We start from the raw sequence: 21,583 nt of genomic DNA, 5'->3' as shown, positions 1-21,583 counted from the left end.
GTCATGGCCGCACACACCTCGCGTGATAGACTTGCCCACCCCTTGGCGCATGCCAACTTCGATGCCCGTGCCGGCGCGCCCACCTCGGCTCACGCGCCCTCACCGGTCACAGCATTCATCCCATCGCGTCACACCATGTCGTCTTTTCCGCTCAATCCTGCCCAGAACGAAGCCACGCACTATTTCGATGGCCCATGCCTCGTGCTGGCCGGCGCCGGCAGCGGCAAGACGCGTGTCATCACGCAAAAGATCGCGTGGCTGATCGAGACGAAAGGGTTCGAGCCAAAGCATATCGCCGCCGTGACCTTCACGAACAAGGCCGCCGCCGAAATGCGCGAGCGCGTGGCCAAGCAGCTCGAAGGCAAGACCCTCAGCACGCCCGGCAAGGAAGGCCGCAAGGTGCCCGTCAATCAGCTCACGATCTGTACGTTCCACTCGCTGGGCGTGCAGATTCTGCGACGCGAGGCCGAGCACGTCGGCCTGAAGCCGCAGTTCTCCATTCTCGACGCGGACGACTGCTTCGGGCTGATTCAGGAACAGCTCGGCACGACCGACAAGGCGATGATTCGCGGTGTGCAGACGGCCATCTCGCTCTGGAAAAACGGGCTGGTCACGCCCGAGACGGCGCTGGCCGCTGCCGAGACCGCCGACGAGCATCAGGCCGCGCTCGTCTACCGCAATTACATGGCCACCTTGCAGGCCTATCAGGCGGTCGATTTCGACGACCTCATCCGTCTGCCCGCCGAACTCTTTGCGCGCGACGAAGACGTGCGCGAGCGCTGGCAGAACAAGCTGCGCTACCTGCTCATCGACGAGTATCAGGACACCAACACCTGTCAATACTTGCTGCTCAAGCTGCTCGCGGGCCCGCGTGCGGCGTTCACGGCCGTGGGCGACGACGATCAGGCCATCTACGGCTGGCGCGGCGCCACGCTGGAAAACCTCAAGCAGTTGCAGGTCGACTTCCCGACGCTCAAGGTCATCAAGCTGGAACAGAACTACCGCTCGACGTCGCGCATTCTGACGGCGGCGAACAACGTCATCGCGAAGAATCCGAAAATCTTCGAGAAGAAGCTGTGGAGCGAGCACGGCCTGGGCGACCCGATTACCGTCACCGCGATGAACGACGAAGAACACGAGGCCGAGTCCGTGGTGTTTCGTCTGTCGGCGCACAAGTTCGAGCGTCGCGCCGAGTTTCGCGACTACGCCATCCTTTATCGCGGCAACCATCAGGCGCGCATCTTCGAGCAAGTGCTGCGGCGAGAACGGATTCCTTACGTGCTCTCGGGCGGTCAGTCGTTCTTCGACAAGGCGGAAATCAAGGATCTGTGCGCGTATCTGCGGCTGCTGGCCAACCCAGACGACGACCCCGCCTTCATTCGTGCCGTAACCACGCCGCGCCGTGGCGTGGGCAGCACCACGCTCGAAGTGCTCGGCGGCTTCGCGGGACAGGCAAAGGTGTCGCTGTTCGAAGCCGTCTATATGGGTGCCGTCGAGGCGCGGTTGCAACCGCGTCAGCTCGAACCGCTGCGGGCATTCTGCGATTTCATTCAGCGCATCGCCGCGCGTGCGGCACGTGACCCGGCCAACGAGGTCATCGATGACCTGATGGAGGGCATTCACTACGAGGCGTACCTGTACGACACCTTCGACGAGCGTCAGGCGCAGTCGCGCTGGACCACCGTGCTCGAGTTCCTCGAATGGATGAAGCGCAAGGGCACGCGCGCCAGCGGCGCAGAGGCCGGCCTCGATAACCCCGACGACCTGGACGACGACGCCAAGAGCCTGATGGAACTCACCCAGACCATCGCGCTGATGTCGATGCTCGAAGGCCGCGACGGCGACGATCCCGACGCCGTGCGTCTGTCGACGCTACACGCCTCGAAGGGCCTCGAATATCCGCATGTGTTTCTCGTCGGCGTGGAAGAAGGCATCCTGCCCCACATTCGCGAAGATGAGGAGGTCACAGCCGAGAAAATCGAGGAAGAACGCCGGTTGATGTACGTGGGCATTACGCGCGCGCAGCGCACGTTGCAACTGTCGTGGTGCAAGAAACGCAAGCGTGCGCGCGAAACCTTCTCGTGCGAGGTGTCGCGTTTCGTGCCCGAGATGCAACTCGACGAAGCGCCGCCCCCGCCGCCTGAAGACGCGCCCATGTCGCCGAAGGACCGGCTCGCCAGCCTCAAGGCCATGCTCGCCGGCGGCGCGAACAAGACGCCATCGTCGTCAGGCGCCTGAACCCGACAGACCTTCGTTCAGCACAAACGAATAGCCCCCGCGTACGGGGGCTGGCTTGAGGAACGGCGACATCCGACCGGGGCTGTCTGCGGCAGTAGGGCGCACCGTGAAGTCAATGCTTGCTGCTATTTGCCACTACCCGAAGACGTCTGGTCACAGGCGGCTGCCGGGCTCGTCGCCACGACCACACCTGCCAGACCGGTCAAACAAAGCAGAACAGCAACCAACAGTTTGCGCATAGGCTCGCCTCCACTCGTCAGGTGAAGTTTCACTATAGAAGCGCATCCTTTCGATGACAAAGACATCTTGACCATCGGCACGGCGCAGGTGATAGTCGGTAGAAAACGGGCGAAACAACGTACGAGTCGCGTTGATTTCGGTCCAATGCCCACACCGTCGGCGCGCACGTGATGCGTCTGGCGCACGCGACTTCGGCGGTGCGGCACCGATCTTCAAGCCTTTGTGGAGCGTGGTGCGTGAGACTGCATATTCTGTCCGACCTGCATTTGTCCGTGGCGCCGTTGGCCGTTCCCGAGGTCGAAGCGGACGTCACAATTCTCGCTGGCGATATCAGCCGGCCGGCGCAAGCCATCGAGTGGGCCAGGCAATTGCCGCGCCCTGTCATCTACGTACCCGGCAATCACGAGTTCTACGGCGCGACGCTCGCGGGCACGCTGGCCGAACTGCGACGTCTCGCCGCCGGCACCAACGTGCATCTGCTCGAGCGCGGGTCCGTCGTGATTGGCGGCGTGCGCTTCGTCGGCACCACGTTATGGACGGACTTCGCGTTGTACGACGCCGAGGGCAAACACGACGCCGCCGTCGAGGAGTCGCACAAATTCGTGCGCGACTTCACGCGCATCCGCATTGGCGATCCGGCCGCGCCGTGGTCGGATCTGCCGTTTTTCTCACCGGACGACTGCGCGGCGCTATGCCGTGAAAATATCGCGTGGCTCTCGCGCGCCCTCGCGGCGCCGCACGACGGTCCGACGGTGGTGGTCACGCATCACGCCCCGACGCCGCAAAGCATCCATCCGCGCTTCGCGGGGTCGCTCGTCAATCCGGCCTTCATTTCGGATTTAACTTCCTTCGTCGAGCAATCCGACGCCGCGCTATGGGTCCACGGCCATACGCATGATTCGTTCGACTATCGGGTCGGGCACACCCGGGTGCTTTGCAATCCGCGCGGCTATTGCTTTGAAGGACGCGTCGAGAACACGGCCTTCGATCCGCAGAGGGTCGTGCGGGTGTGACGCGCCGCTGCGGTGTGCCGCCGCGCCAGAAGCAAAAATCCCCGCCGAAGCGGGGATTTTTTATGGCGATGACGCCAGCGAGCGGCGACCGGTGCGGCTTACTTGGCCGCGCTCACCATGTAGTCGACGGCCGCCTTGACATCGTCGTCCGACGCGTTGGCGGCGCCGCCCTTCGGCGGCATGGCGTTCAACCCCTTGATGGCGGCGTTGTGCAGCGTGTCGATGCCGGTGGCGATACGCGGCGCCCATGCGGCCTTGTCGCCGAACTTCGGGGCGTTCATCACGCCGCTGGCGTGGCAGGCCATACAGACGGTGTCGTAGAGCTTCTTCCCCGCCTCGAGATTGCCGCCCGCGCCAGCGGCGGCCGGTGCAGCGGTCTTGAGCGAGGCCATCGCGGCGGCGGCGGCGGCAGCGGAGCCTGCGTCAGCCCCCGAGGCCGGTGCGGCCGCAGCAGCCCCCGACGCGGGCTGTGCCGGTTCGGCCGGCTCCTGCAACTTGCCGCCCGACGCATTGGCCATATAAACGATGGCACGGCCGATTTCGTAGTCCGTCACGTCATCGGGGCTGGTGCCGCCTCGGGCGGGCATGGCGCCTTTGCCGGCGAGCGCGATCTTGAGCATCTCGTCGTAGCCCTGAGCGATGCGCGGCGCCCAGTCGGCGGAACCGACTTTGGGCGCGCCGGCGGTGCCGGCCGCGTGGCAGGCGGCGCAAACGGCCTTATAAAGTTGTTCGCCGGTCTGGTAGACGCGCGGCGCGTTGGCATCCTTGACCTCGACCGTGGCCACGGGCGCGATGCGCTCGGCGACGGCTTTTTCGGTCATGGCGGAACTGCCGGCGCCGGTCAGGGCATTGTTGCCCACGTAATTGACCAGCAAGACGATGATGACGATCGGAACGAGAAAACCGGCAATGACTGCGGCGATGAGCTGCTTGGGCGTTTTGATGAGGGACTCATGCTCGTTATGTGCTTCACTCATGCGGGATCTCTCAATAGTTTTTGTGGAAACCGAGTGCATCACACTGGATAGCTGGCACCATCCAGTCAAAATAACGAGCCATTGTAGCAACAAACCCTCGGCCAATGACACGTCAAGGCAGTGCGCAGACGCCGCAAAAGTCCCGTATTTTCCCTAACTTACGCGAAAACCCAAGGCATGTTTCGCATGCTTCGTGCGCGAACTGCGGGGCCGTTGCAGCCACAGCAAATCCGCGCGAGCGGGGCGCTCGGTAGTGAATTGCCGCATTTTGGGGCAGGCGTATGCACGGGGCATGGACGGCGTGCGGCAAAACCGCTATGCTTCTACCTCTTTGCCTGCCGGTAGCGCGTTCGCGCCTTCTTCACCGGTGGTCAGCATAGCGCCCGTAGCTCAGGGGATAGAGTATCGGCCTCCGAAGCCGAGGGTCACTGGTTCGATTCCAGTCGGGCGCGCCAATAAATTCAATGGATTCCGAGGGGATTGCGAGGCTTCACTCTCGTGCGTTCGCATACGCGAGGCGTCGCCGCTCGGTACCGGCCCGCACCCATTCGGTGGCTGCCGCTCGTGCCGCTGCCGCTGCGGGAAACGCAAATCGCCTTCGATCTGAACCCCGGCTCGACTGCTTCCATCGTAGTGGCCCAATATCGCCCATCGAAACGTGCCGCATTCGAGCGGGCCCCCTCCCGAGTGCAGAAGCCGTCGGTTTTGTACTTCATCGTGCATCTCCGGCATTCGTTCGCGCTACCCCGGCATGGTCGGGGAATCGTCCCTGCCCGAATCCCCGCCTGCCCAGCGTCGACGCTCAGTATTTTGTCGGGGGTCGCCCCAATGCCCCCCAAATTGCACGACTCTCCGGACGTGATAGCGAATCACCTTCCTTTGTATTACATTCGGTGTCCGATGCGCCCTTAGATGGCGCGCGTTCCAGCGCCCAGAAATCGAAACCACCGCGGCCTCTCTGAGCACTGGCGTCCACATGACTGCCGTACTGCGGGGAGTGACCGTATCTTCTCGGTCGCCGGTCGCCATGCACGGTGCGATACGAGAGGATATTCGTGGTCCAAAGCAAACTTGGGCGCACAGCCCACCAGGCGAAACCTGCCATGCCAACGTCTCTGACGCCTTCCACGCCCGATTTTGTCTCGGCGCCGGGCCGCAGACCGGCGGGGGCTCGAATCATTCGAACGGCTGGCAGCACAGCCATTGCGCTGGCCCTCGCGGGCGCTGCGGCGCCTGCTTGGGCGGCAGCTTGCTCCACCAGCGACACCAGCGGCTGCGGCGCACCGGGCGGCGACGGTGTTCCGGGCCGAAGCGGCGACGGCGGTGCCGGTAACGGCCAAGGCGGAGGATCCAGTCACATTAACGCCAGCGCCGTCACCGTCCAGGACAAGGGAAGCTGGGGAACTCAGGGTACCGGCGGCGCGGGTGCAACCGGAGACGCAGCCAGTGCGCCGGCCAACGCCCCCGCGCAATCCATCACCGGTAATCGGGTCTTCGTCAACGCAACGACAATCGGCGACGCCGGCAATACCGGACCAGACGGGCTCAACTTCGGGAGCGGCGGAAACGGTGGCAATACGGGGATTTATTACCTCGGCGACAACATCACCGTCAGGGCTACGGCGACATTCACGGGCGGGGCCGGGGGCAACGGTGGAAGTACCAGCAACGGGGTGTCGGGTAACGGCGGTGGCGGTGGTGGTGGTGGCAGCGGGATGACGTCGGCCGGGAGCATAGCGACGATCTACAACAGCGGGGCGATTACCGGTGGCGCAGGCGGCGCCGGGGGCTCTGGCGGCTTCAGCGGCGGTGGCGGCGCTGGCGGTGACGGACTGCTCGCGCTCGGCGGTCTGGCCCTCATCATCAACTTCGGCACGATCACGGGCGGCGCAGGAGGCGCTGCAGGCGCAGGCGCAACGGGCGCGGGCGCAGGCGGTGCCGGGGGCACCGGCGTCAACCTTTCCGGAACGCTCAATAGCCTCGAAAATATCGGGACGATCTCGGGCGGTGTGGGCAACGGGGGCGGCGTCGGCGTCGTGACGCGGGGCACGGATTCGATCACCAACTCGGGTCTCATCATGGGCGCGCTGACCGGCGGCGGAACCCGAGCCGCGGCCATCGAGTTCGGCGGCACGAACAACTCGCTGAATCTGCAGACAGGTTCCTCGATCCTGGGGAACTTGCTTTTCGATGCAGGAGCGACTGCCACCATCGCAGCGCTGAACACGGGCCTTGCACTGAACAACGACGTCATCCTGAGCGACGCGGCGTCGGGCGTTACCTTCTCCACCGCGTCGGCCGGCATGACGATGTCGGGCGTCATTTCCGGTACCGGCACCCTGAATCTCGCCGGCGCGAACACGCTGACGATGACGGGGGCCAATTCTTTTACGGGAACGACAACGATTAGTGGCGGCACGCTCGCCCTGTCGGGGAGCGGCAGCCTGGCCAATTCGTCCAGCGTCTTACTGAATTCCGTACTGGACATTTCCGCCGTCACCGCAGGGGCGTCGATCAAGGCGCTTACCGGCACGGGCACGTTGCGGCTCGGTGCACAGACACTGTCTCTTACCAATGCGTCCGGCACGTTCGACGGCGTCATCAACGGTTCGGGCGCGGTGCGTCTGGCCGCCGGCACGCAAACGCTCACCGGTGTCAACACCTATACCGGCGCGACCGTGATCGACAACGGTGCCATGCTGACGTTGAGCGGCAGCGGCAGCATCGCGGCATCGGGTGGCGTGACCAATAACGGCACGCTCGACATCTCGGCAACCTCAGGCGGCACGACCCTGACGAGTCTCGCCGGCAGCGGGACGGTCGCTCTCGGGCCGCGCACGCTGACGCTCACGAATGCATCGGGCGTTTTCACGGGCACCATCGACGGCACTGGCGGGCTGACGCTAAACGGTGGCACACAGACACTCTCTGCGGCAAACACCTACACGGGCCCGACCACCATCAACGGCGGCACGCTCGCCCTGACGGGCGGTGGCCGCTTGTCGTCGGCGACGGCCGTTTCGCTCATGGGTAGCGGCGCGACGCTCGATATTTCCTCCGCCGGTTCGCAGGTGCTTTCCGGGCTGTATGGCGCGGCCGGCACCCGCATGCTCGTTGGCGCGAACACGCTGACAGTCAACTCGGCAACCGACAGTACCTATGCCGGCCAACTCGTGGGGAGCGGCGCCTTCGTCAAGCAGGGCGCCGGCATGCTCGTGCTCAATGGGGCGAGCACCGGGTTCACGGGCACGACGACCGTCAGCGAGGGCACGCTCGAAGTCGGTGACGCCGATCATGACAGCGCAGCGATCGGCGGCGACGTGGCCGTCGGTGCGCAAGGGATACTGCGCGGACACGGCACAATTCTCGGCAATGTTGCGAACAGCGGGGTCGTGGCACCCGGCGGATCCATCGGCACGTTGCGCGTCAGTGGAAACTACACGCAGGCGTCGAACGCGACGCTTTCCATCGAGGTAAGTCCTACGGCGGCGTCGCTGCTAATGGTATCGGGCAGCGCGACCTTGAACGGCGTGCTGGCGATCACGTACGACCCCGGTACGTATTCGGCCACGCGCTACACCGTGGTGAGCGCGGCGAACGGTGTGAACGGGCGCTTTTCGTCGCTCACGGGCACGTTGGCGACGGGTGCGAACCTCGGCGGCCTGCAATCGTCCGTGGCCTATGGCGCGAACGATGTCACCCTGTTGCTGGCCAATTCCACGCCGGTGGTCATCGCGCCGAAGAATACGAGCATCTATACGGCGCTCGGCACTGCCGCGCTGGTGAATGCACAGTCGGCCACGTCGGCAGTGCTCGACCGCGCAACGCGACGCGCCGCCGGCACGGGGCTTGCCACCGGAGACTCGGCGCAGGCACCGGGCATCTCGACGGTGTGGGCAACGGCCACGGGTCTGCACGGCCGGGTGTCGGGCACTAGCACGCAACCCGGCTTTCAGGAAAACCAATACGGGTTCCTCGCCGGTGCGCAGGAGCGAGTGGAGCGCAACACGTTTGGGTTGGCAGGCGGCTATTCCCATGCCGATCTCTCGGAAGAGAGCACCGCAAACTCCGGCACTCGCGACACGCTGCGTCTCGCAGCTTATGCGAGCCGCGAGATGGGACCGGTCGACGTGGCGGCCACTGTGGGCTATGGCCTCCATTTCCTGTCGCAGAAGCGTCCGTTCGCGACCATAGGCACGGCCGAAGGCGATCATATCGGGCAGGAATTCACGGCGGCAACGCAGGCGAGTGCCCCCTTGGCGTTCGGCGGTGTCCTCATCACACCGCGGGTGGGCCTGCGTTATGCCTATTTCCACGCAAACGGCTTCGACGAAAGCGGTGCAGGCGGCCAGAACCTGCGCGTCGGCACAGACAATACCCGGAGCCTGCAACCGTTTGTCGGCGTGACCTTCGACAAGGCGTTCGGCGACGCGCAACGCCCCATGAACGTCCAGTTCCGCGCGGCGTACGCTCACGAACTGCTCGATGCTGGCCGCGCTATCACGGTAGCGTCGCGGGACGGGACCATCTTCGTCGCACCGGGGGCGAATCTGCCACGCGGCTTCCTGACGCTCGGCGCGAGCTTGAGCGTGACGCTGGCCAAGCGATGGGACGTGTCCCTCGATTACGACGCGCTCGTCAACACTGCGCGTGCGTCGGCACAGGCGGGAAGTCTCAAGGTGAGTTACCGGTTCTGACAGGCGCGTGAGGGTGTGTCGTTATCAACCCGCAAAACGCCGGCTCAAAACACCACCAGCCGGTCGACCAGTTGCGCCATGCGCGAGTTCGAAGCCGACCACGAATCGACCGTCGACGATCTGCCGTCGAAGTACACCGTATTCATGACGGCGCCGTTCTGGCTAAGCGTCAACGTCGCGTAGGCGAGGTATTCGCTTGGCACGTTGCCCCACAACGAATTCCGCCATGCGCGCCGCACGGTGTAATTGAGCACGACGCACCCCGTCGGCGAGGTGCCGGGGCTGTAGATCATGCTCGCGATGCCGTACGCACGCAGCCGCCCTTGAATCGCCGGCAGCAAATCGGAAATGCCGTCCGGCGACAGCTCGATGCACAGGTTGTGCGAGAGCAGTTCCGGTGCGGCAGACTGCGATGGCGGCAAGACGGACGGCATCTGGTCTCCCACAACGACCCCGGCCGACACCACACTCGACGCCACTTGCGCGACCATGACCGGCACCGGCGTAGCGAAAAGGCACCCGCCCAGGGTCGCGCTGGCCGCCGCCGCCAGCGCCAGCACCATCGCAAGGCGCTTCATCAGAACGGCGACACACCAAGCACAATGCTCTGCAGCCAGCCGCCATTGCTTGCGTCGGCGACCTGGCCGTCTTCTACCCGCGCCACCCTGGCCTGCCCCACCTTGCTGGACGCCACCACATTGCCCGACGAAATGTCGAACTTGTTGACCACGCCGGTAAAGCGGAACGTCTCCATGTTCCGTCCTTGCATGACCTGCTTTTCCCCGCCGACCACATAAGCCCCATTGGGCAGCACCTCCACGATCGCCACGGCAATCGTGCCTGCCAGCGCCGTGGCCGAACTGTTCGCGCCATTGCCCTTGAAGCTGCTTGCCGATTGACCGATGTTGAACCAGCGCTCCAGCACCGAATCGGCCCCGTCGGCTTTGGCGCTCTTGGCGGTGACGCTCCCGTTACGCGAAACGTCGCTCTGCGACTTGTTGCTGCCTGACGAGTTTTCGGACACCGCAATCGTGAGCAGATCGCCGACGCGATGCGCCACCGGTGTCTCGAACCAGTTCGTGGCGTTGGTCGACTGGTAGATGGACCCGGTCGTCTGAACATTGGCCACGCGTGCCATTGGCATCACGGCCATCGGTGTGACCGCAGCCGGTGGACTCGAACAGGCGCCCAGCATGATGCCTGTGGCCGCTAGTAACGCGACCGTCCGGATAAGGCCGCGCGCCGCAGCGCGCTGTAGCAACGACAGCTTCGACATGATGAGGCGCCCCCGCGCCGGTCCCGGATGCCGTATCCGGCCTGGTTCGAAAAGTGTGAATGGTATGCAGATTGCGAAGACAGCACGGCGGCCAGCTTCGTTAGCGATGGTAAGAAGCGGGAGTGGAGCCACTAAGCACAAATAGAGGAAAATTTGTGGAGGCCCGGCGCGCATCCCCCCGAAGCTGACAAAATGGCACGCCAACGTTGGCAGGGCCACGCATCGGCTCACCGCGCGAGGCGCCGTTTTTTTCCGGCCGTCACCTTTAGCCTAGTTATCCAGCGCATGAATTCCGGCATCACTCGCAAGCTGTTCCTCGCGATCTTCGCGACAGGGCTGGTCACCATGACCGCCACGACGCTCGTCGTGCGTGCCGCCCTGGCCGGCCACAGTTGGTTGCGCGGCGACAACCTGATGTATCTGACGGTGCTGGGTGTGGCGCTCCTCGGCGCCGTCGCGCTGCGCGTTGCCCAGCGGTTGCTTGTGCCCGTCACCCCGCTGCTGGAGGCGACCCACCGCATGGCGATGGGTGATTACAGCGCCCGTGCCCCGACGGCCGGCGCCGACGAACTTGCGCGCCTTGCCGTCGATCTGAATCGGCTCGCCGACACCCTCTCCCACAATGATCGCCTGCGCCGGGACCTGCTCGCCGACATCTCGCACGAGTTGCGCACCCCGCTCTCGGTGTTGCGCGGCGAAATCGAAGCAATGGAAGACGGCGTACGCCCGCTCACGCAAGACGCACTCGCCTCTCTGCGCGTGGAAATCTCGCTGCTCGCCAAGCTGATCGACGACCTCTACGAACTCTCGCTCTCGGATGTGGGCGCGCTTACCTACCAGTTCGCGCCCGTCGACATCACCGAGCGCGTCGCCACCTCCGTGACCGCTTTTGGCGACTGGTTCGACGCCAAGGGCATCTCGCTGAACGTCCACCTTCCCGAGGACTCCCTCTTCGTCGACGGCGATCTGCACCGTCTCACGCAACTGCTTGGCAACCTGTTCGAGAATTCGCTGCGTTACACCGACGGCGGCGGTGCGGTGCGCGTGTATCTGTCGTCGACGGACACGCAACTGCGTCTGGAGATCGAAGACTCAGCGCCCGGCGTGCCGGACGACGCCCTGCCGCGTCTGTTCGAGCGTCTGTTCCGGGTGGAAGCCTCGCGCAGCCGCCGCAGCGGCGGTGCCGGTCTGGGACTGGCGCTGTGCAAACACATCGTGGAAGCGCACGGCGGCCAGATCGTCGCGCGGCATTCCCCGCTGGGCGGCCTCGCCTTGACCATCACGCTGCCCCGTCACCGCAGTGCGTCCGCAAACAGGGGCGGCCTATATGCCGGGTCGTCCTGCGGCACCGGCGGGTCCGGCGGGGCCGGATTCGCCACCCAAGCCCTCACGACCCTGTGCTGAGCCCGTCTCCCATGCATCCGAACTCGCAGACCGCTTCGTCCCCTTCCGCACTTCGATCGTCGACCGACGCGATGACACTCGCCGACGCCGCCCCGATTCTGATCGTCGAAGACGAACCCAAGCTCGCCGCGCTGCTTGCGGAATACCTGCGCGTCGCAGGCATGCCGTGCCGCATCCTCTCGGACGGACGCGACGTGCTCCCGGCCGTGCGGGCGACGCAGCCGCGTCTGGTGCTGCTGGACCTGATGCTCCCGGGTATGGACGGCCTCGAAGTCTGCCGCGTGGTGCGCGAAGTCTCCGAAGTACCGATCGTGATGCTGACCGCTCGCGCGGCGGAGACCGACAGGCTGCTGGGACTCGAACTCGGCGCCGACGATTACATCTGCAAACCCTTCAGCCCGCGCGAGGTGGTGGCGCGAGTGAAAGCGATCCTGCGCCGGGTTCGCGGTACGGTCATCGCGCCGGCCAATGTGCCCGACGCCACCTCTGCGCAACCGCCCGCGCTCATCATCGACGCCGTGCGTCATCACGCGCGGCTCGACGGGCATGAACTGCCGCTCACACCGGTCGAATTGCGATTGCTCGCCACACTTGCCAGCCATCCCGACAAGACGTTTCCGCGCGCGCACCTGCTCGACCGCATGTACGACGATCACCGCGTAGTCGCCGACCGCACGGTCGATAGTCATATCAAGAACCTTCGTCGAAAATTGCAGGCCATCCGGCCCGACGAGGAAATCGTGCGCTCGATCTATGGCGTGGGTTACCGGCTGGAGTTGCGCACCGACCGCCCCGGCGCCCTTGCAGCGCGGCATGGCGTCGCGGCTATCGACAATCCGGCCAGGGCGGTGCCAGAATAGGCGAACCCGCGACAAGGCGGGGCCCATTGAGGAGATAGACGATGCCACGTCGCACCGCCACGCTGTCCCCGATGTCCGCTTCATTCGCCGCGCTCGCTTTCCCCTTCGGCCTCACGTCCCCGGTGCTTCGCACTGCCGAAGCTCAACGAGCGCACACCCCGATCAAACACCTTCTCAAAGCGGCCGTTGCCGCTGCGCTGTTCGGCGCCGGCGGCTGCGCGCTCGCCCAGACTCCAGTGTGTTTCGATAGCGTTGGCCGCCCCCTGCCTCCCGAGCAGTGTTCGCAAGCCGCGCGCGATCAGGCTGCCGCACAATCCGCCGCATCCGGTGCGGCATCGCCCTCGCTTCGCGACGAATGTCGCGCCCTTGCCGACAAGATCGCGAATACGCCTGACAAGCCTGTCTACACGCGTGACCGGCGAGTCGATTCCCCTGCAGGCGATCGCGTCGACATTCCTACACGCACCAACCCGCGCAAAGCGCTCAAGGAAGAATACGTGCGCAAGTGCACGTAGGCGGACACCTACAACTTAGCGGAAGATGAGCGCAAGTTAGCGGAACTTGTCGCGCCATTTTCTTGACAATATCAACAGAGCCCGCATAATCGACGTCATACCGACGCACCGCGCGCCACCTTCGCGGCATAGCGCAACGGGCTATCAGCCGCCGCGCTGTGGTCGGTGAGCGCATCCATCGGATGCCAAACGATCCATCTCATCATCCGTTTCAACGCCGAAGTGTCACGATCCGCACGAGACGCTTCATCGGCATGACGTTTTATCCGCATCCGCGCCGTCACGCTTTGCGTGCGGCATACGCTACCTGGAGGGAGAAAATGCAAAAACGCGATTTCCTGATGAAAAGTTCCGTCGCTGTTGCCGCCGCCGCGTTCGCGCTCGCTGGCTGCAGCACGACCTCGCCGTCGCAGGCCGACAAGGGCGACAACGCGGCCGGCGCCAATGCCAACAAACGTCGCGAAATCGATGCCGCCGTCAATGGCGCACTCGACAAGATGTATGCGTCGGTGAAGGGTTCTCGCGAGCTGATGAGCAAGGCACGCGGCGCGCTCGTGTTCCCGTCGGTGCTGCAAGCCGGGTTCGTCGTGGGCGGCGAATACGGCGAAGGCGCACTACGCGTGGGTGGCGCCACGCAAGGCTATTACAACACCGTGACGGCATCGTTCGGTCTGCAGATCGGAGCGCAGTCGAAGGCCATCGTCTTCCTGTTCATGACGCAGGACGCACTCGACAAATTCCGTCGCACCGACGGCTGGACAGCCGGTGCCGATGCCTCGGTGGCGCTGGTCAAGATCGGCGCCAACGGTGCGGTTGACCTGAACACGGCGACGTCGCCGGTGGAAGTGATCGTCATGACCAACGCCGGCCTCATGGCCAACCTGAATGTCGAAGGCACCAAGGTCACCAAGCTCAACATCTGAGCACATCGAGACACCGGGGCGCTTCGCGCCCCCCCGCCAAAATGACAACGGCGCCTCCCGCAAGGGATGGCGCCGTTGCTTTTGGCGCAGCGGCTGTCGTTGAACTATCGCCGTGCTTACTCGTTGGTGAATGCCGCCGGACGCCACTTCAGCAAACGCTTCTCGAGCGACGTGAGCAGATAATCCGCGCCCAGCGCGACGACCGCCAGCACGATCATCGCGGCGAACACGCCACTCGCGTTGAAGGCCCCCTGCGCGGTCGAGATCAGCAGACCGATGCCCTGCTTCGAGCCGAGGAACTCGCCGACCACAGCCCCCACGAGGGCGAAACCGAAGCTCACGTGCAAGCTGGCGAGAATCCACGACAATGCCGACGGAATCACCACCGACATCGTCACCTGACGGCGCGACGCCCCCAGAATCTGCGCATTCGCGATCATGTAACGGTCGGCTTCACGCACGCCCTGAAAGGCATTCGCGAACACGACGAAGAACACCATCACCACCGCGAGCGCCACCTTCGACGCCATGCCCAGACCGAACGCGATCACGAAGATCGAGCCGAGCACCACGCGCGGAATCGAGTTGGCGATCTGGATGTAGAGACTGAAGACATCCGAGAGCAGTTTGTTGCGACCGAGCACAATGCCGCAGATCACACCGGCCACGCCACCGATCAGAAAGCCCAGCACGGTCTCTTCAAGCGTGACGAGCACCTGTGTCCAGAGCGGCCCCTGCGACGTGCCCTCTACGCACCAGTCATAGATCTGCTGGACGATCAGACTCGGTTGCGAGAAGAAGAACGGATCGATCCAGCCCAGACGCGCGGATACCTCCCAGCCGCCGAGTCCGATCACCAGAATCGCTACGCGCAGGAAAACCACCAGCGCGCGACGTTGTTTGATGCGACGCTGCGCCGCCGCTTCCTCGCGTGCGAGGTCGGCGTCGCCAAATCCTGCCATGACGGCTTGTTCACTCATGTTCATGCCCTCCTCCTGACGGCAAAGGCACACGCTGCTGTCCACGGCAACGCGGCCCGCTAAATCACTGACGCAGCCCCCGAGGGGCCGCGCAAACTCAACCGATCTTCACTTCTTCACGCAGATCCGCCCAGATCTCGCGCGAGATGTCGATGAAGCGCTGTTCGTAGCGAATCTCGGACATCACCCGCGGACGCGGCAGATCGATCGTGTAGACATTCTTCAACGTGGCCGGACGCGCCGTGAGCACGAACACGCGATCTGCCAGCGCAATCGCCTCTTCCAGATCGTGCGTAACGAACACCACCGAGCCCGACGTCGACGACCACAGTTGCAACAGCTCGTCCTGCATGAGCGTGCGCGTTTGCATGTCGAGCGCCGAGAACGGTTCGTCCATCAACAGAATCTCGGGGTTGTTGATGAACGTCTGTGCCAGCGCGACGCGTTTGCGCATGCCGCCGGAGAGTTGATGCGGGTAGTGGTTGCCGAACTTGTCGAGACCCACGCGCTTGATCCATTCATCGGCCTGCGCATAGGCGGCGTCTTTCGACTGGCCGCGAAACAGCGGTCCGGCGGCCACGTTATCTCGCACGCTGCGCCACGGGAACACGGCGTCGTTCTGGAAAACGAAGCCGATGCGCGGGTCGATGCCGTTCACGGGCTGGCCCATCACGCGCACGCTGCCCGCCGTCGGGCGCAGCAGGCCGGTAATCATCGACAGCGTCGTCGACTTGCCGCAGCCGGTCGGGCCGACGATGGCGACGAATTCGCCGCGAGCGACCGACATGCTGAAGTTGCGCAGCGCGACGGTGGCTTTGCCGTCGGGCGAGATGAAGCGGCACGACACATTGTCGAATTCGATGGCGGGCGTGTCACGCGAGACTGGGCTCGCAGCGCGTGCCGGCGCCGTGGGGGTGATGGTCTGGGTCATGTGCCCGGCTCCTCGGTGACGTCGTCGAAGGACTGACGGTGTCGTTGCGGTTTCTTAGGGGTGAGCCCGCCCGCACACCGGACGGTCGTCAGGTGCGGGCGGCTCGGTTGGCTGCGCGTCGAAGGGACCGCGCGCCGGTACTACGGGGTCAAAGGTTGGCGAACGGGTCGCGCGCCATCGCGCGACTACTTCGCCTGATCGACGAACTCGTTGGTGTACGTCTTCGACAGATCGATGTGCTTGCCCTTGACGTTCGGATTGAACGCGGAGAGCACCTTGAGCACGGTCTCGGGACCGTCCTTCGGCATGCGGCCGTCCGGCGAGTACATCGGCAGTGAGTTCTGCAGCGCCTGCACATACAGCGCCTTGTTATTGCCGTAGTAGTCCTTCGGCATCTTCTCGGCGATCTCGGCAGCCGAGTGCGTATTGATGAACTTGAGCGTCTTCACGAACGCACGGGCGAGCTTGGCCGCTTCCGGCTTGTGCTTGTCGAGCCACACGCGTTGCACATAAAGGCTCGATGCCGGGTAAGCGCCGCCCAGCGCCGCGACCGTGCCTTCCATCGTGCGCATGTCGACCAGCACGGCGGCGTCGCCGGTCTTGAGCAACTGCGATGCGGTGGGCTCGGTGGTCATACCCGCGTCGATACGGTTCTGCTTGATCGCTGCGATGAACGTATTGTCGGCGCCGACCGGCAGCACCGAATACTGCGACGACGTCAGGCCGTGCTTGGCTGCGAGATATTGCGTGAGGAAGTTCGTCGACGAGCCCAGGCCGGTCACGCCCAGGGTCTTGCCCTTCACGTCGGCCATGCTCTTGATGGTGTCCTTGCTCTTCGCATTGACCAGCTCGACTTCGCCGGGCACCTGACCGAAGATCACGATGGCCTGGATTTCCTTGCCCTTGCTCTGCAGGTCGATGGAGTGATCATAGAAGCCGACCACGGCCTGCACGGCGCCGGCGAGCAATTCGTTTTCGGCGTCGACACCCGCGGGTTGCGAGAGCAGCTCGACGTTCAGGCCCTCTTCCTTGAAGTAACCGAGCTGCTCGGCGAGCTTGGCCGGCAGATAGACCATTTTGGTAATGCCACCGACCATGATCGTGATCTTGCCGCTGTCGGCAGCGAAACCCGGCAAGGCGGCCAATGCCAGCGATGCGCCGAGCACGGCGGCCAGAACAGGTTTCACGAAGGCTTTCGGCGCACGCACGCCAAGGCTTGCTCGCATTGTGGTGTCTCCATCATTTTTAGGGATAATGGCCCGAGCCTTCGACTGCGGCGCCGGCCGGCCTCACATGGATAACCACGGGGCCAGGCAGCGGTCATTTCGATCGACTCCTCTGCCTTGCTGCCGATTGTAGAGAACCGAATCTTTCATCCAGCTTTCGCCCGATGCAGGTTTTCGTCCCCGGCAGATGGGTGTTTACCCGCTGTTGGCTTGCGCGGGTTCCCCGGGCACACTCGCCGTCGCATTCCGCTTTCGCCCCTATGAAACTGTTGCTGATCGAAGACAACGACACGCTGGCCCACTGGCTCGCCCGCATGCTGCGCGACGACAACTTTACTGTCGACGCAGCGCGCGACGGTGACGCCGCCGACCGTCTGCTGCAAACAGAGACGTACGACGTGGTGCTGCTCGATCTGATGCTGCCCAAGCTCGGCGGCAAGCATGTGCTGCGACGGCTGCGCGAGCGGCGCAACAATGTGCCGGTCATCATTCTCACGGCGAGCGGCTCCGTCGACGAAAAGGTCGACTGCCTCGGCGCAGGTGCCGACGACTATCTCGTGAAACCCTTCGAAGTGCGCGAGTTGATCGCGCGCGTCAAGGCGCTCGCGCGTCGCCATTCGCCCGAGCAGAGCGCCGATCTCGTGTGCGCCGACCTGAGCTATCACACCGGCACGCGGCAGTTCACGATTGCGGGCGCGCCCCTGGCATTGCCATCACGCGAACATGCCGTTCTCGAGATTCTCATGCGCAAGCAGGGCAAAACCGTCGCCAAGAGCGCTCTGGTCGACGGCGTCTTCGGTCTGGACGACGAACCGAGTGCCGACGCCATCGAAATCTATATCCATCGGTTGCGCAAGAAGCTCGAGACTAGCCGGGCAGCCATCATGACGCTGCGCGGTCTGGGATATTTGCTGCGCGAGAAAGATGCTTAGTCTGCGCGTCCGGCTGCTGATGTGGCTGATGTTGCCGCTCTCGCTCTACATCGGGGCGAGCGCGTGGCTGGCCTATCGCAGCGCACACGACACGGCCGAACTCGTGCAGGACCGGGCGCTGCTCACCTCCGCCCAAGTGATCGCGGGCGAACTGACATGGGTCGACGGGGCGTTGCGCGCGAGCGTGCCGCCATCGGCGCTGGAATTGTTCGCGTCCCCTGCGCGCGATCGGGTCTTCTATCAGGTCATCACGCAAGACGGCCGGCTCCTCGCCGGGCCGCCCGACTTCCCGCATCCGCCGCTCTTTCCGCAGACCGTGCCGGCTTATTCGAACATCGTGGTGAACGGCGAACCACTGCGGGCCATCAGCTTCGTTCGCACGATGTACGACTCGGGCAAGCCGCACCGGGTCGCGATCGTCGTGGCCGAGACGATGCACGCGCACGACGACATGCTCGCGCAGTTGTGGGAACCGGCGCTGCATCGCCAAATCGCCATGGCCGCCCTCGCCGCCGTGCTGGTGCTCATTGGACTCACCGTCGAGCTGCATCCGTTGATCCGCCTCAAGGACGAAGTCGCCGGGCGCGCGCCGCAGGAACTGGTGCCGATCCGGGCCGGACAACTGCAGACCGAACTGCGGCCCATCGTCGACGCCATCAATCTGTGCATTCAGCGCCTCTCGGCGCAGGCACAGCAGCAGCGGCGCTTCGTGGCCGACGCGGCCCATCAGCTCCGCACGCCGCTCACGCTGCTCGACACGCAATTGCAGTTCGCGGCGCAGCTCGACGACCGCGCGGCGCTCGCCGACGTGCTCGGCGCCATGCAGACGAGCAGCCGCGGGCTGGCCGACCTCACCAACAAGTTGTTATTGCTTTCGCAGGCGGAAGCGGCCGACACCCCGGCGTTCTCGCGCGTTCGGGTAGATCTGATCGCAGTGGCCGCCGGAGTGCTCGAAGAACTCGTCGCCCTTGCGCAGAAGCGCGACATCGATCTTGGGCTGGAAACGTCGGAGACCCACGTGTGGGTCGCCGGCAACGCCGAACTGTTTCACGCGATGGTCATGAATCTTGTCGACAATGCGATCCGCTATATCCACGAGGGGGGACGCGTGACCGTGGCTATCGACCGTCTCGACGGCTCGGCTCGCCTGCGCGTGACCGACGACGGGCCAGGGATCCAAGCCGAGGCGCGTCAGCGCGTGTTCGAACGCTTCTACCGCAATGCGCCGCCGGGTCAGCCCGGCACCGGGCTGGGTCTGGCCATCGTCAAGGAAATCGTGGCGGCCAGTCACGGCGCAGTGACGTTGGCGCCCGGAGACGGGGGCCGTGGCCTGACCGTGACCGTAACGCTCCCCCTTGATTCGGAGACCGAAAGCAACGCCCCATAGGGAACGTCGCTCAGGTCATTTCACCGATGATGCGCGTGGTAAACCCGCGTCCCCACCTGAAAGAAAATCACAATCGTATGAAGTCACGATAAAAATTAAGGCGTTACAATGGTTTACGTTGGAAATTTCGTTTGAAACATACGCTCGACTGGATATGCTAGGACAAACCCTGATATATTCCGGGTCTTCGCAGAATCCTCCTCAAGCGGGCGAAAACTTTTTGATCCAAATCAAATAGTTACGATTCGCCGTCAACCATGCGGGTGACAGCCGCGTGTAATTGTGACGAAATGTAAAGTTTGTTAAATTGAATGCGGGTCTCGCCGCGTGGGTTGTGGCACGGGACTTTTTCTCTCAGGAATTTGCCTCCATGCCGTATCTCGTCGATCCTGCCGCACAGGCTGCGAGACGTCGCGTGTCGCTTGACGACACGTTGCACACGCGCGCCGCGACGCCGGTATCGGATCAGCCTGCCGCCAGCGACATCGTGTTGCCGGCGGAGCCCGCATTGCGCTCTGCGCGAGTACCGGCACGTCCGCTGGCGCAATCGGTGGCCCGCAAGATCGACGCCGCCCGGGAAGCCGAGCGCACGCGGCTGGCACAGGAAATCCACGACGGACTTGGCGCGCACCTCACGGCGTTGCAATTGGTGGCCGCGCGTATGGCGATGCGCCCCCCGGCCGACGCTGCCGAATGGCAATCCCTCTGTACCCAGATTCAGAACGCGGCGAACGCTGCACAAGACGCGGCTGACGAACTCGTCGGCCGCAACCGTCCGCCCGCGCTCGACGCGGGCCTGGTTGCGGCACTGCGCGCCTGGTTGCGCGGCTTCGGCGAGCAAAGCGGCCTCACGTGCATCTGGCGCTGCGACGACGTGACGCGCGAGCGCGTCGCGAACCTTTCCCCCGATGCGGTACTGGCCTTGTACCGTATCGCGCAAGAAGCGCTGACCAACGTTGCCCGGCATGCACGCGCCTCGCGCGTCGTCGTGGCGCTCGACGGCAGCCACCGGTCACTCAAACTCACGATTTCCGACGACGGTTGCGGCGTAGCCCGCGGCGCTCGTCGCAAGCAAGGACATTTCGGATTAGCGGGCATGCGCGAGCGTTGTACGGCGCTTGGCGGCACGCTACGTATTGGCAGTGATCAAGGATCGGGGACGCTCGTGAGTGCGCGGCTTCCCTGGCATCAAATCCTGTCGGCCCCGGCCGGCCTCCATAGCCCGGAATCGCTTGCTCTTCACGGATACGCATCATGACGCTTAGAGTGCTCATCGTCGACGACCACGCCATCGTGCGTCAGGGCGTCCGGCAGTTGCTCTCCGATAGCGGGAGCATCGCCGTCATCGGCGAAGCCGATTGCGGCGCGGAAGCGCTGGAGATGACAGACGCAGCGCAGTGGGACATCGTCCTGCTCGACATTTCGCTGCCCGACATCAATGGTCTCGAGATTCTCAAGACCCTGCGACGCAAACATCCCCGTTTGCCGATCATGATCTTCAGCATGTACGGGGAAGGCCAGTTCGCGCTGCGGGCACTCAAGGCGGGGGCTGCCGGTTATTTGAGCAAACGCTCGAACGCACAACAATTGGTCTCGGCCGTGCGCCAGGTGGCTTCGGGCCGCAAGTACGTGAGCCCGATGGTCGCCGAGACGCTCGCCGACTACCTGGGCCCGGACGCCGATCAGCCGCCGCACGAGCGCCTGTCCGACCGCGAGTACCAGACACTGTGCATGATCGGCTCGGGCAAGCGCCTGACCGACATCGCAAACGCGCTCTCGCTCTCCGTCAAGACAGTGAGCGTGTACCGTACGCGCCTGCTCGAGAAGATGCGCCTGAACAACAACGCCGAACTCACCTATTACGTGATGCAACATGGCCTGGTCAGCGCCGAGATGGGGCCGGTCTGCGCGTAGCGCCATCGACATCACAGTTTCTGCGAATTAAGTACTCACTCCGTGGCCCGCGACAGCGGGCCACGTGCAT

At 64.2% G+C, this 21,583-nt stretch carries 17 protein-coding genes and 1 tRNA gene; 12 read left to right on the top strand and 6 right to left on the bottom strand.

All coding sequences use genetic code 11. The features are described from left to right. Positions 1-135: 135 nt before the first annotated feature. Both PBR20603_RS14635 and PBR20603_RS14630 read left to right on the top strand, forming a co-directional pair. The gene (locus PBR20603_RS14635) at positions 136-2,238 is read left to right on the top strand and encodes a UvrD-helicase domain-containing protein (protein WP_150560242.1); all 2,103 of its coding nucleotides are present in this window, start codon (positions 136-138) and stop codon (positions 2,236-2,238) included. A gap of 476 nt (positions 2,239-2,714) precedes the next feature. Then, complete coding sequence (locus PBR20603_RS14630) at positions 2,715-3,491, top strand: metallophosphoesterase (protein WP_150560241.1); 777 nt, start codon at positions 2,715-2,717, stop codon at positions 3,489-3,491. Between the two features lie 98 nt (positions 3,492-3,589). Here PBR20603_RS14630 and PBR20603_RS14625 read toward each other — a convergent pair whose 3' ends face one another. Further along, a complete protein-coding gene (locus tag PBR20603_RS14625) occupies positions 3,590-4,468 on the bottom strand; it encodes a c-type cytochrome (protein WP_150560240.1) in 879 nt (292 codons plus the stop codon). Positions 4,469-4,847: 379 nt separating this feature from the next. Here PBR20603_RS14625 and PBR20603_RS14620 point away from each other — a divergent pair. Both PBR20603_RS14620 and PBR20603_RS14615 read left to right on the top strand, forming a co-directional pair. After that, a tRNA-Arg gene (locus PBR20603_RS14620) sits at positions 4,848-4,923 on the top strand. A gap of 648 nt (positions 4,924-5,571) precedes the next feature. Next, positions 5,572-9,165 carry an autotransporter outer membrane beta-barrel domain-containing protein gene (locus PBR20603_RS14615; protein WP_150560239.1) on the top strand — a complete coding sequence of 1,198 codons (3,594 nt, stop codon included), beginning with the start codon at positions 5,572-5,574 and terminating at the stop codon, positions 9,163-9,165. A gap of 44 nt (positions 9,166-9,209) precedes the next feature. On the opposite strand, the gene PBR20603_RS14610 is transcribed toward PBR20603_RS14615, so the two are convergent. Next, positions 9,210-9,743, bottom strand: coding sequence for a hypothetical protein (locus PBR20603_RS14610; protein ID WP_150560238.1), 534 nt, complete (start codon positions 9,741-9,743; stop codon positions 9,210-9,212). Further along, positions 9,743-10,441: a flagellar basal body L-ring protein FlgH gene (locus tag PBR20603_RS14605; RefSeq protein WP_174977923.1), complete on the bottom strand. Its 699-nt coding sequence runs from the start codon at positions 10,439-10,441 to the stop codon at positions 9,743-9,745. Before PBR20603_RS14605 ends, PBR20603_RS14610 begins: the two co-directional genes overlap by 1 nt. 285 nt (positions 10,442-10,726) lie before the next feature. Between PBR20603_RS14605 and PBR20603_RS14600 the strand changes: the two genes are divergently transcribed. From PBR20603_RS14600 to PBR20603_RS14585, 4 genes are all read left to right on the top strand, one after another. After that, a complete protein-coding gene (locus PBR20603_RS14600; RefSeq protein ID WP_246174686.1) occupies positions 10,727-11,845 on the top strand; it encodes an ATP-binding protein in 1,119 nt (372 codons plus the stop codon). A gap of 71 nt (positions 11,846-11,916) precedes the next feature. Continuing rightward, positions 11,917-12,705 carry a response regulator gene (locus tag PBR20603_RS14595; protein ID WP_246174684.1) on the top strand — a complete coding sequence of 263 codons (789 nt, stop codon included), beginning with the start codon at positions 11,917-11,919 and terminating at the stop codon, positions 12,703-12,705. A 41-nt stretch (positions 12,706-12,746) separates the two neighbouring features. Further along, complete coding sequence (locus tag PBR20603_RS14590; RefSeq protein ID WP_150560234.1) at positions 12,747-13,220, top strand: hypothetical protein; 474 nt, start codon at positions 12,747-12,749, stop codon at positions 13,218-13,220. Positions 13,221-13,540: 320 nt separating this feature from the next. Beyond that, positions 13,541-14,143 (top strand): BPSL1445 family SYLF domain-containing lipoprotein, encoded by a 603-nt coding sequence (locus PBR20603_RS14585; RefSeq protein ID WP_150560233.1) that lies wholly within the window; start codon positions 13,541-13,543, stop codon positions 14,141-14,143. Positions 14,144-14,259: 116 nt separating this feature from the next. On the opposite strand, the gene PBR20603_RS14580 is transcribed toward PBR20603_RS14585, so the two are convergent. The 3 genes from PBR20603_RS14580 to PBR20603_RS14570 all read right to left on the bottom strand — a co-directional run bounded on the left by PBR20603_RS14580 (position 14,260) and on the right by PBR20603_RS14570 (position 17,280). Further along, on the bottom strand, positions 14,260-15,129 hold the full coding sequence (locus tag PBR20603_RS14580; RefSeq protein WP_150560232.1) for an ABC transporter permease: 870 nt from the start codon (positions 15,127-15,129) through the stop codon (positions 14,260-14,262). A gap of 91 nt (positions 15,130-15,220) precedes the next feature. Then, positions 15,221-16,054 (bottom strand): ABC transporter ATP-binding protein, encoded by an 834-nt coding sequence (locus PBR20603_RS14575; protein WP_150560231.1) that lies wholly within the window; start codon positions 16,052-16,054, stop codon positions 15,221-15,223. Between the two features lie 185 nt (positions 16,055-16,239). Continuing rightward, positions 16,240-17,280, bottom strand: a complete 1,041-nt coding sequence (locus PBR20603_RS14570) for an ABC transporter substrate-binding protein (RefSeq protein ID WP_425495816.1) — start codon at positions 17,278-17,280, stop codon at positions 16,240-16,242. Between the two features lie 260 nt (positions 17,281-17,540). On the opposite strand from PBR20603_RS14570, the gene PBR20603_RS14565 reads away from it, so the two are divergent. The 4 genes from PBR20603_RS14565 to PBR20603_RS14550 all read left to right on the top strand — a co-directional run bounded on the left by PBR20603_RS14565 (position 17,541) and on the right by PBR20603_RS14550 (position 21,513). Then, the gene (locus tag PBR20603_RS14565) at positions 17,541-18,212 is read left to right on the top strand and encodes a response regulator transcription factor (RefSeq protein WP_150560230.1); all 672 of its coding nucleotides are present in this window, start codon (positions 17,541-17,543) and stop codon (positions 18,210-18,212) included. Further along, a complete protein-coding gene (locus PBR20603_RS14560; RefSeq protein WP_246174682.1) occupies positions 18,205-19,599 on the top strand; it encodes a sensor histidine kinase in 1,395 nt (464 codons plus the stop codon). Before PBR20603_RS14565 ends, PBR20603_RS14560 begins: the two co-directional genes overlap by 8 nt. A gap of 370 nt (positions 19,600-19,969) precedes the next feature. After that, a complete protein-coding gene (locus PBR20603_RS14555) occupies positions 19,970-20,857 on the top strand; it encodes a sensor histidine kinase (RefSeq protein ID WP_150560229.1) in 888 nt (295 codons plus the stop codon). Then, complete coding sequence (locus PBR20603_RS14550; RefSeq protein WP_150560228.1) at positions 20,854-21,513, top strand: response regulator; 660 nt, start codon at positions 20,854-20,856, stop codon at positions 21,511-21,513. The genes PBR20603_RS14555 and PBR20603_RS14550 overlap by 4 nt, the downstream gene beginning before the upstream one ends. Positions 21,514-21,583: the final 70 nt, after the last annotated feature.

It is taken from the genome of Pandoraea bronchicola, assembly GCF_902459805.1.
Lineage (GTDB): Bacteria > Pseudomonadota > Gammaproteobacteria > Burkholderiales > Burkholderiaceae > Pandoraea > Pandoraea bronchicola.
This window is presented reverse-complemented; position numbering and strand designations above follow the sequence as displayed.

What these genes read in the sequence shown, in the direction of transcription:
- PBR20603_RS14635 (WP_150560242.1), top strand. Translation starts at nt 136, where the DNA reads ATGTCGTCTTTTCCGCTCAATCCTGCCCAGAACGAAGCCACGCACTAT.
- PBR20603_RS14625 (WP_150560240.1), bottom strand. Translation starts at nt 4,468, where the DNA reads ATGAGTGAAGCACATAACGAGCATGAGTCCCTCATCAAAACGCCCAAG.
- PBR20603_RS14615 (WP_150560239.1), top strand. Translation starts at nt 5,572, where the DNA reads ATGCCAACGTCTCTGACGCCTTCCACGCCCGATTTTGTCTCGGCGCCG.
- PBR20603_RS14610 (WP_150560238.1), bottom strand. Translation starts at nt 9,743, where the DNA reads ATGAAGCGCCTTGCGATGGTGCTGGCGCTGGCGGCGGCGGCCAGCGCG.
- PBR20603_RS14605 (WP_174977923.1), bottom strand. Translation starts at nt 10,441, where the DNA reads ATGTCGAAGCTGTCGTTGCTACAGCGCGCTGCGGCGCGCGGCCTTATC.
- PBR20603_RS14600 (WP_246174686.1), top strand. Translation starts at nt 10,727, where the DNA reads ATGAATTCCGGCATCACTCGCAAGCTGTTCCTCGCGATCTTCGCGACA.
- PBR20603_RS14595 (WP_246174684.1), top strand. Translation starts at nt 11,917, where the DNA reads ATGACACTCGCCGACGCCGCCCCGATTCTGATCGTCGAAGACGAACCC.
- PBR20603_RS14590 (WP_150560234.1), top strand. Translation starts at nt 12,747, where the DNA reads ATGCCACGTCGCACCGCCACGCTGTCCCCGATGTCCGCTTCATTCGCC.
- PBR20603_RS14585 (WP_150560233.1), top strand. Translation starts at nt 13,541, where the DNA reads ATGCAAAAACGCGATTTCCTGATGAAAAGTTCCGTCGCTGTTGCCGCC.
- PBR20603_RS14580 (WP_150560232.1), bottom strand. Translation starts at nt 15,129, where the DNA reads ATGAACATGAGTGAACAAGCCGTCATGGCAGGATTTGGCGACGCCGAC.
- PBR20603_RS14575 (WP_150560231.1), bottom strand. Translation starts at nt 16,054, where the DNA reads ATGACCCAGACCATCACCCCCACGGCGCCGGCACGCGCTGCGAGCCCA.
- PBR20603_RS14570 (WP_425495816.1), bottom strand. Translation starts at nt 17,280, where the DNA reads ATGCGAGCAAGCCTTGGCGTGCGTGCGCCGAAAGCCTTCGTGAAACCT.
- PBR20603_RS14565 (WP_150560230.1), top strand. Translation starts at nt 17,541, where the DNA reads ATGAAACTGTTGCTGATCGAAGACAACGACACGCTGGCCCACTGGCTC.
- PBR20603_RS14560 (WP_246174682.1), top strand. Translation starts at nt 18,205, where the DNA reads ATGCTTAGTCTGCGCGTCCGGCTGCTGATGTGGCTGATGTTGCCGCTC.
- PBR20603_RS14555 (WP_150560229.1), top strand. Translation starts at nt 19,970, where the DNA reads ATGCCGTATCTCGTCGATCCTGCCGCACAGGCTGCGAGACGTCGCGTG.
- PBR20603_RS14550 (WP_150560228.1), top strand. Translation starts at nt 20,854, where the DNA reads ATGACGCTTAGAGTGCTCATCGTCGACGACCACGCCATCGTGCGTCAG.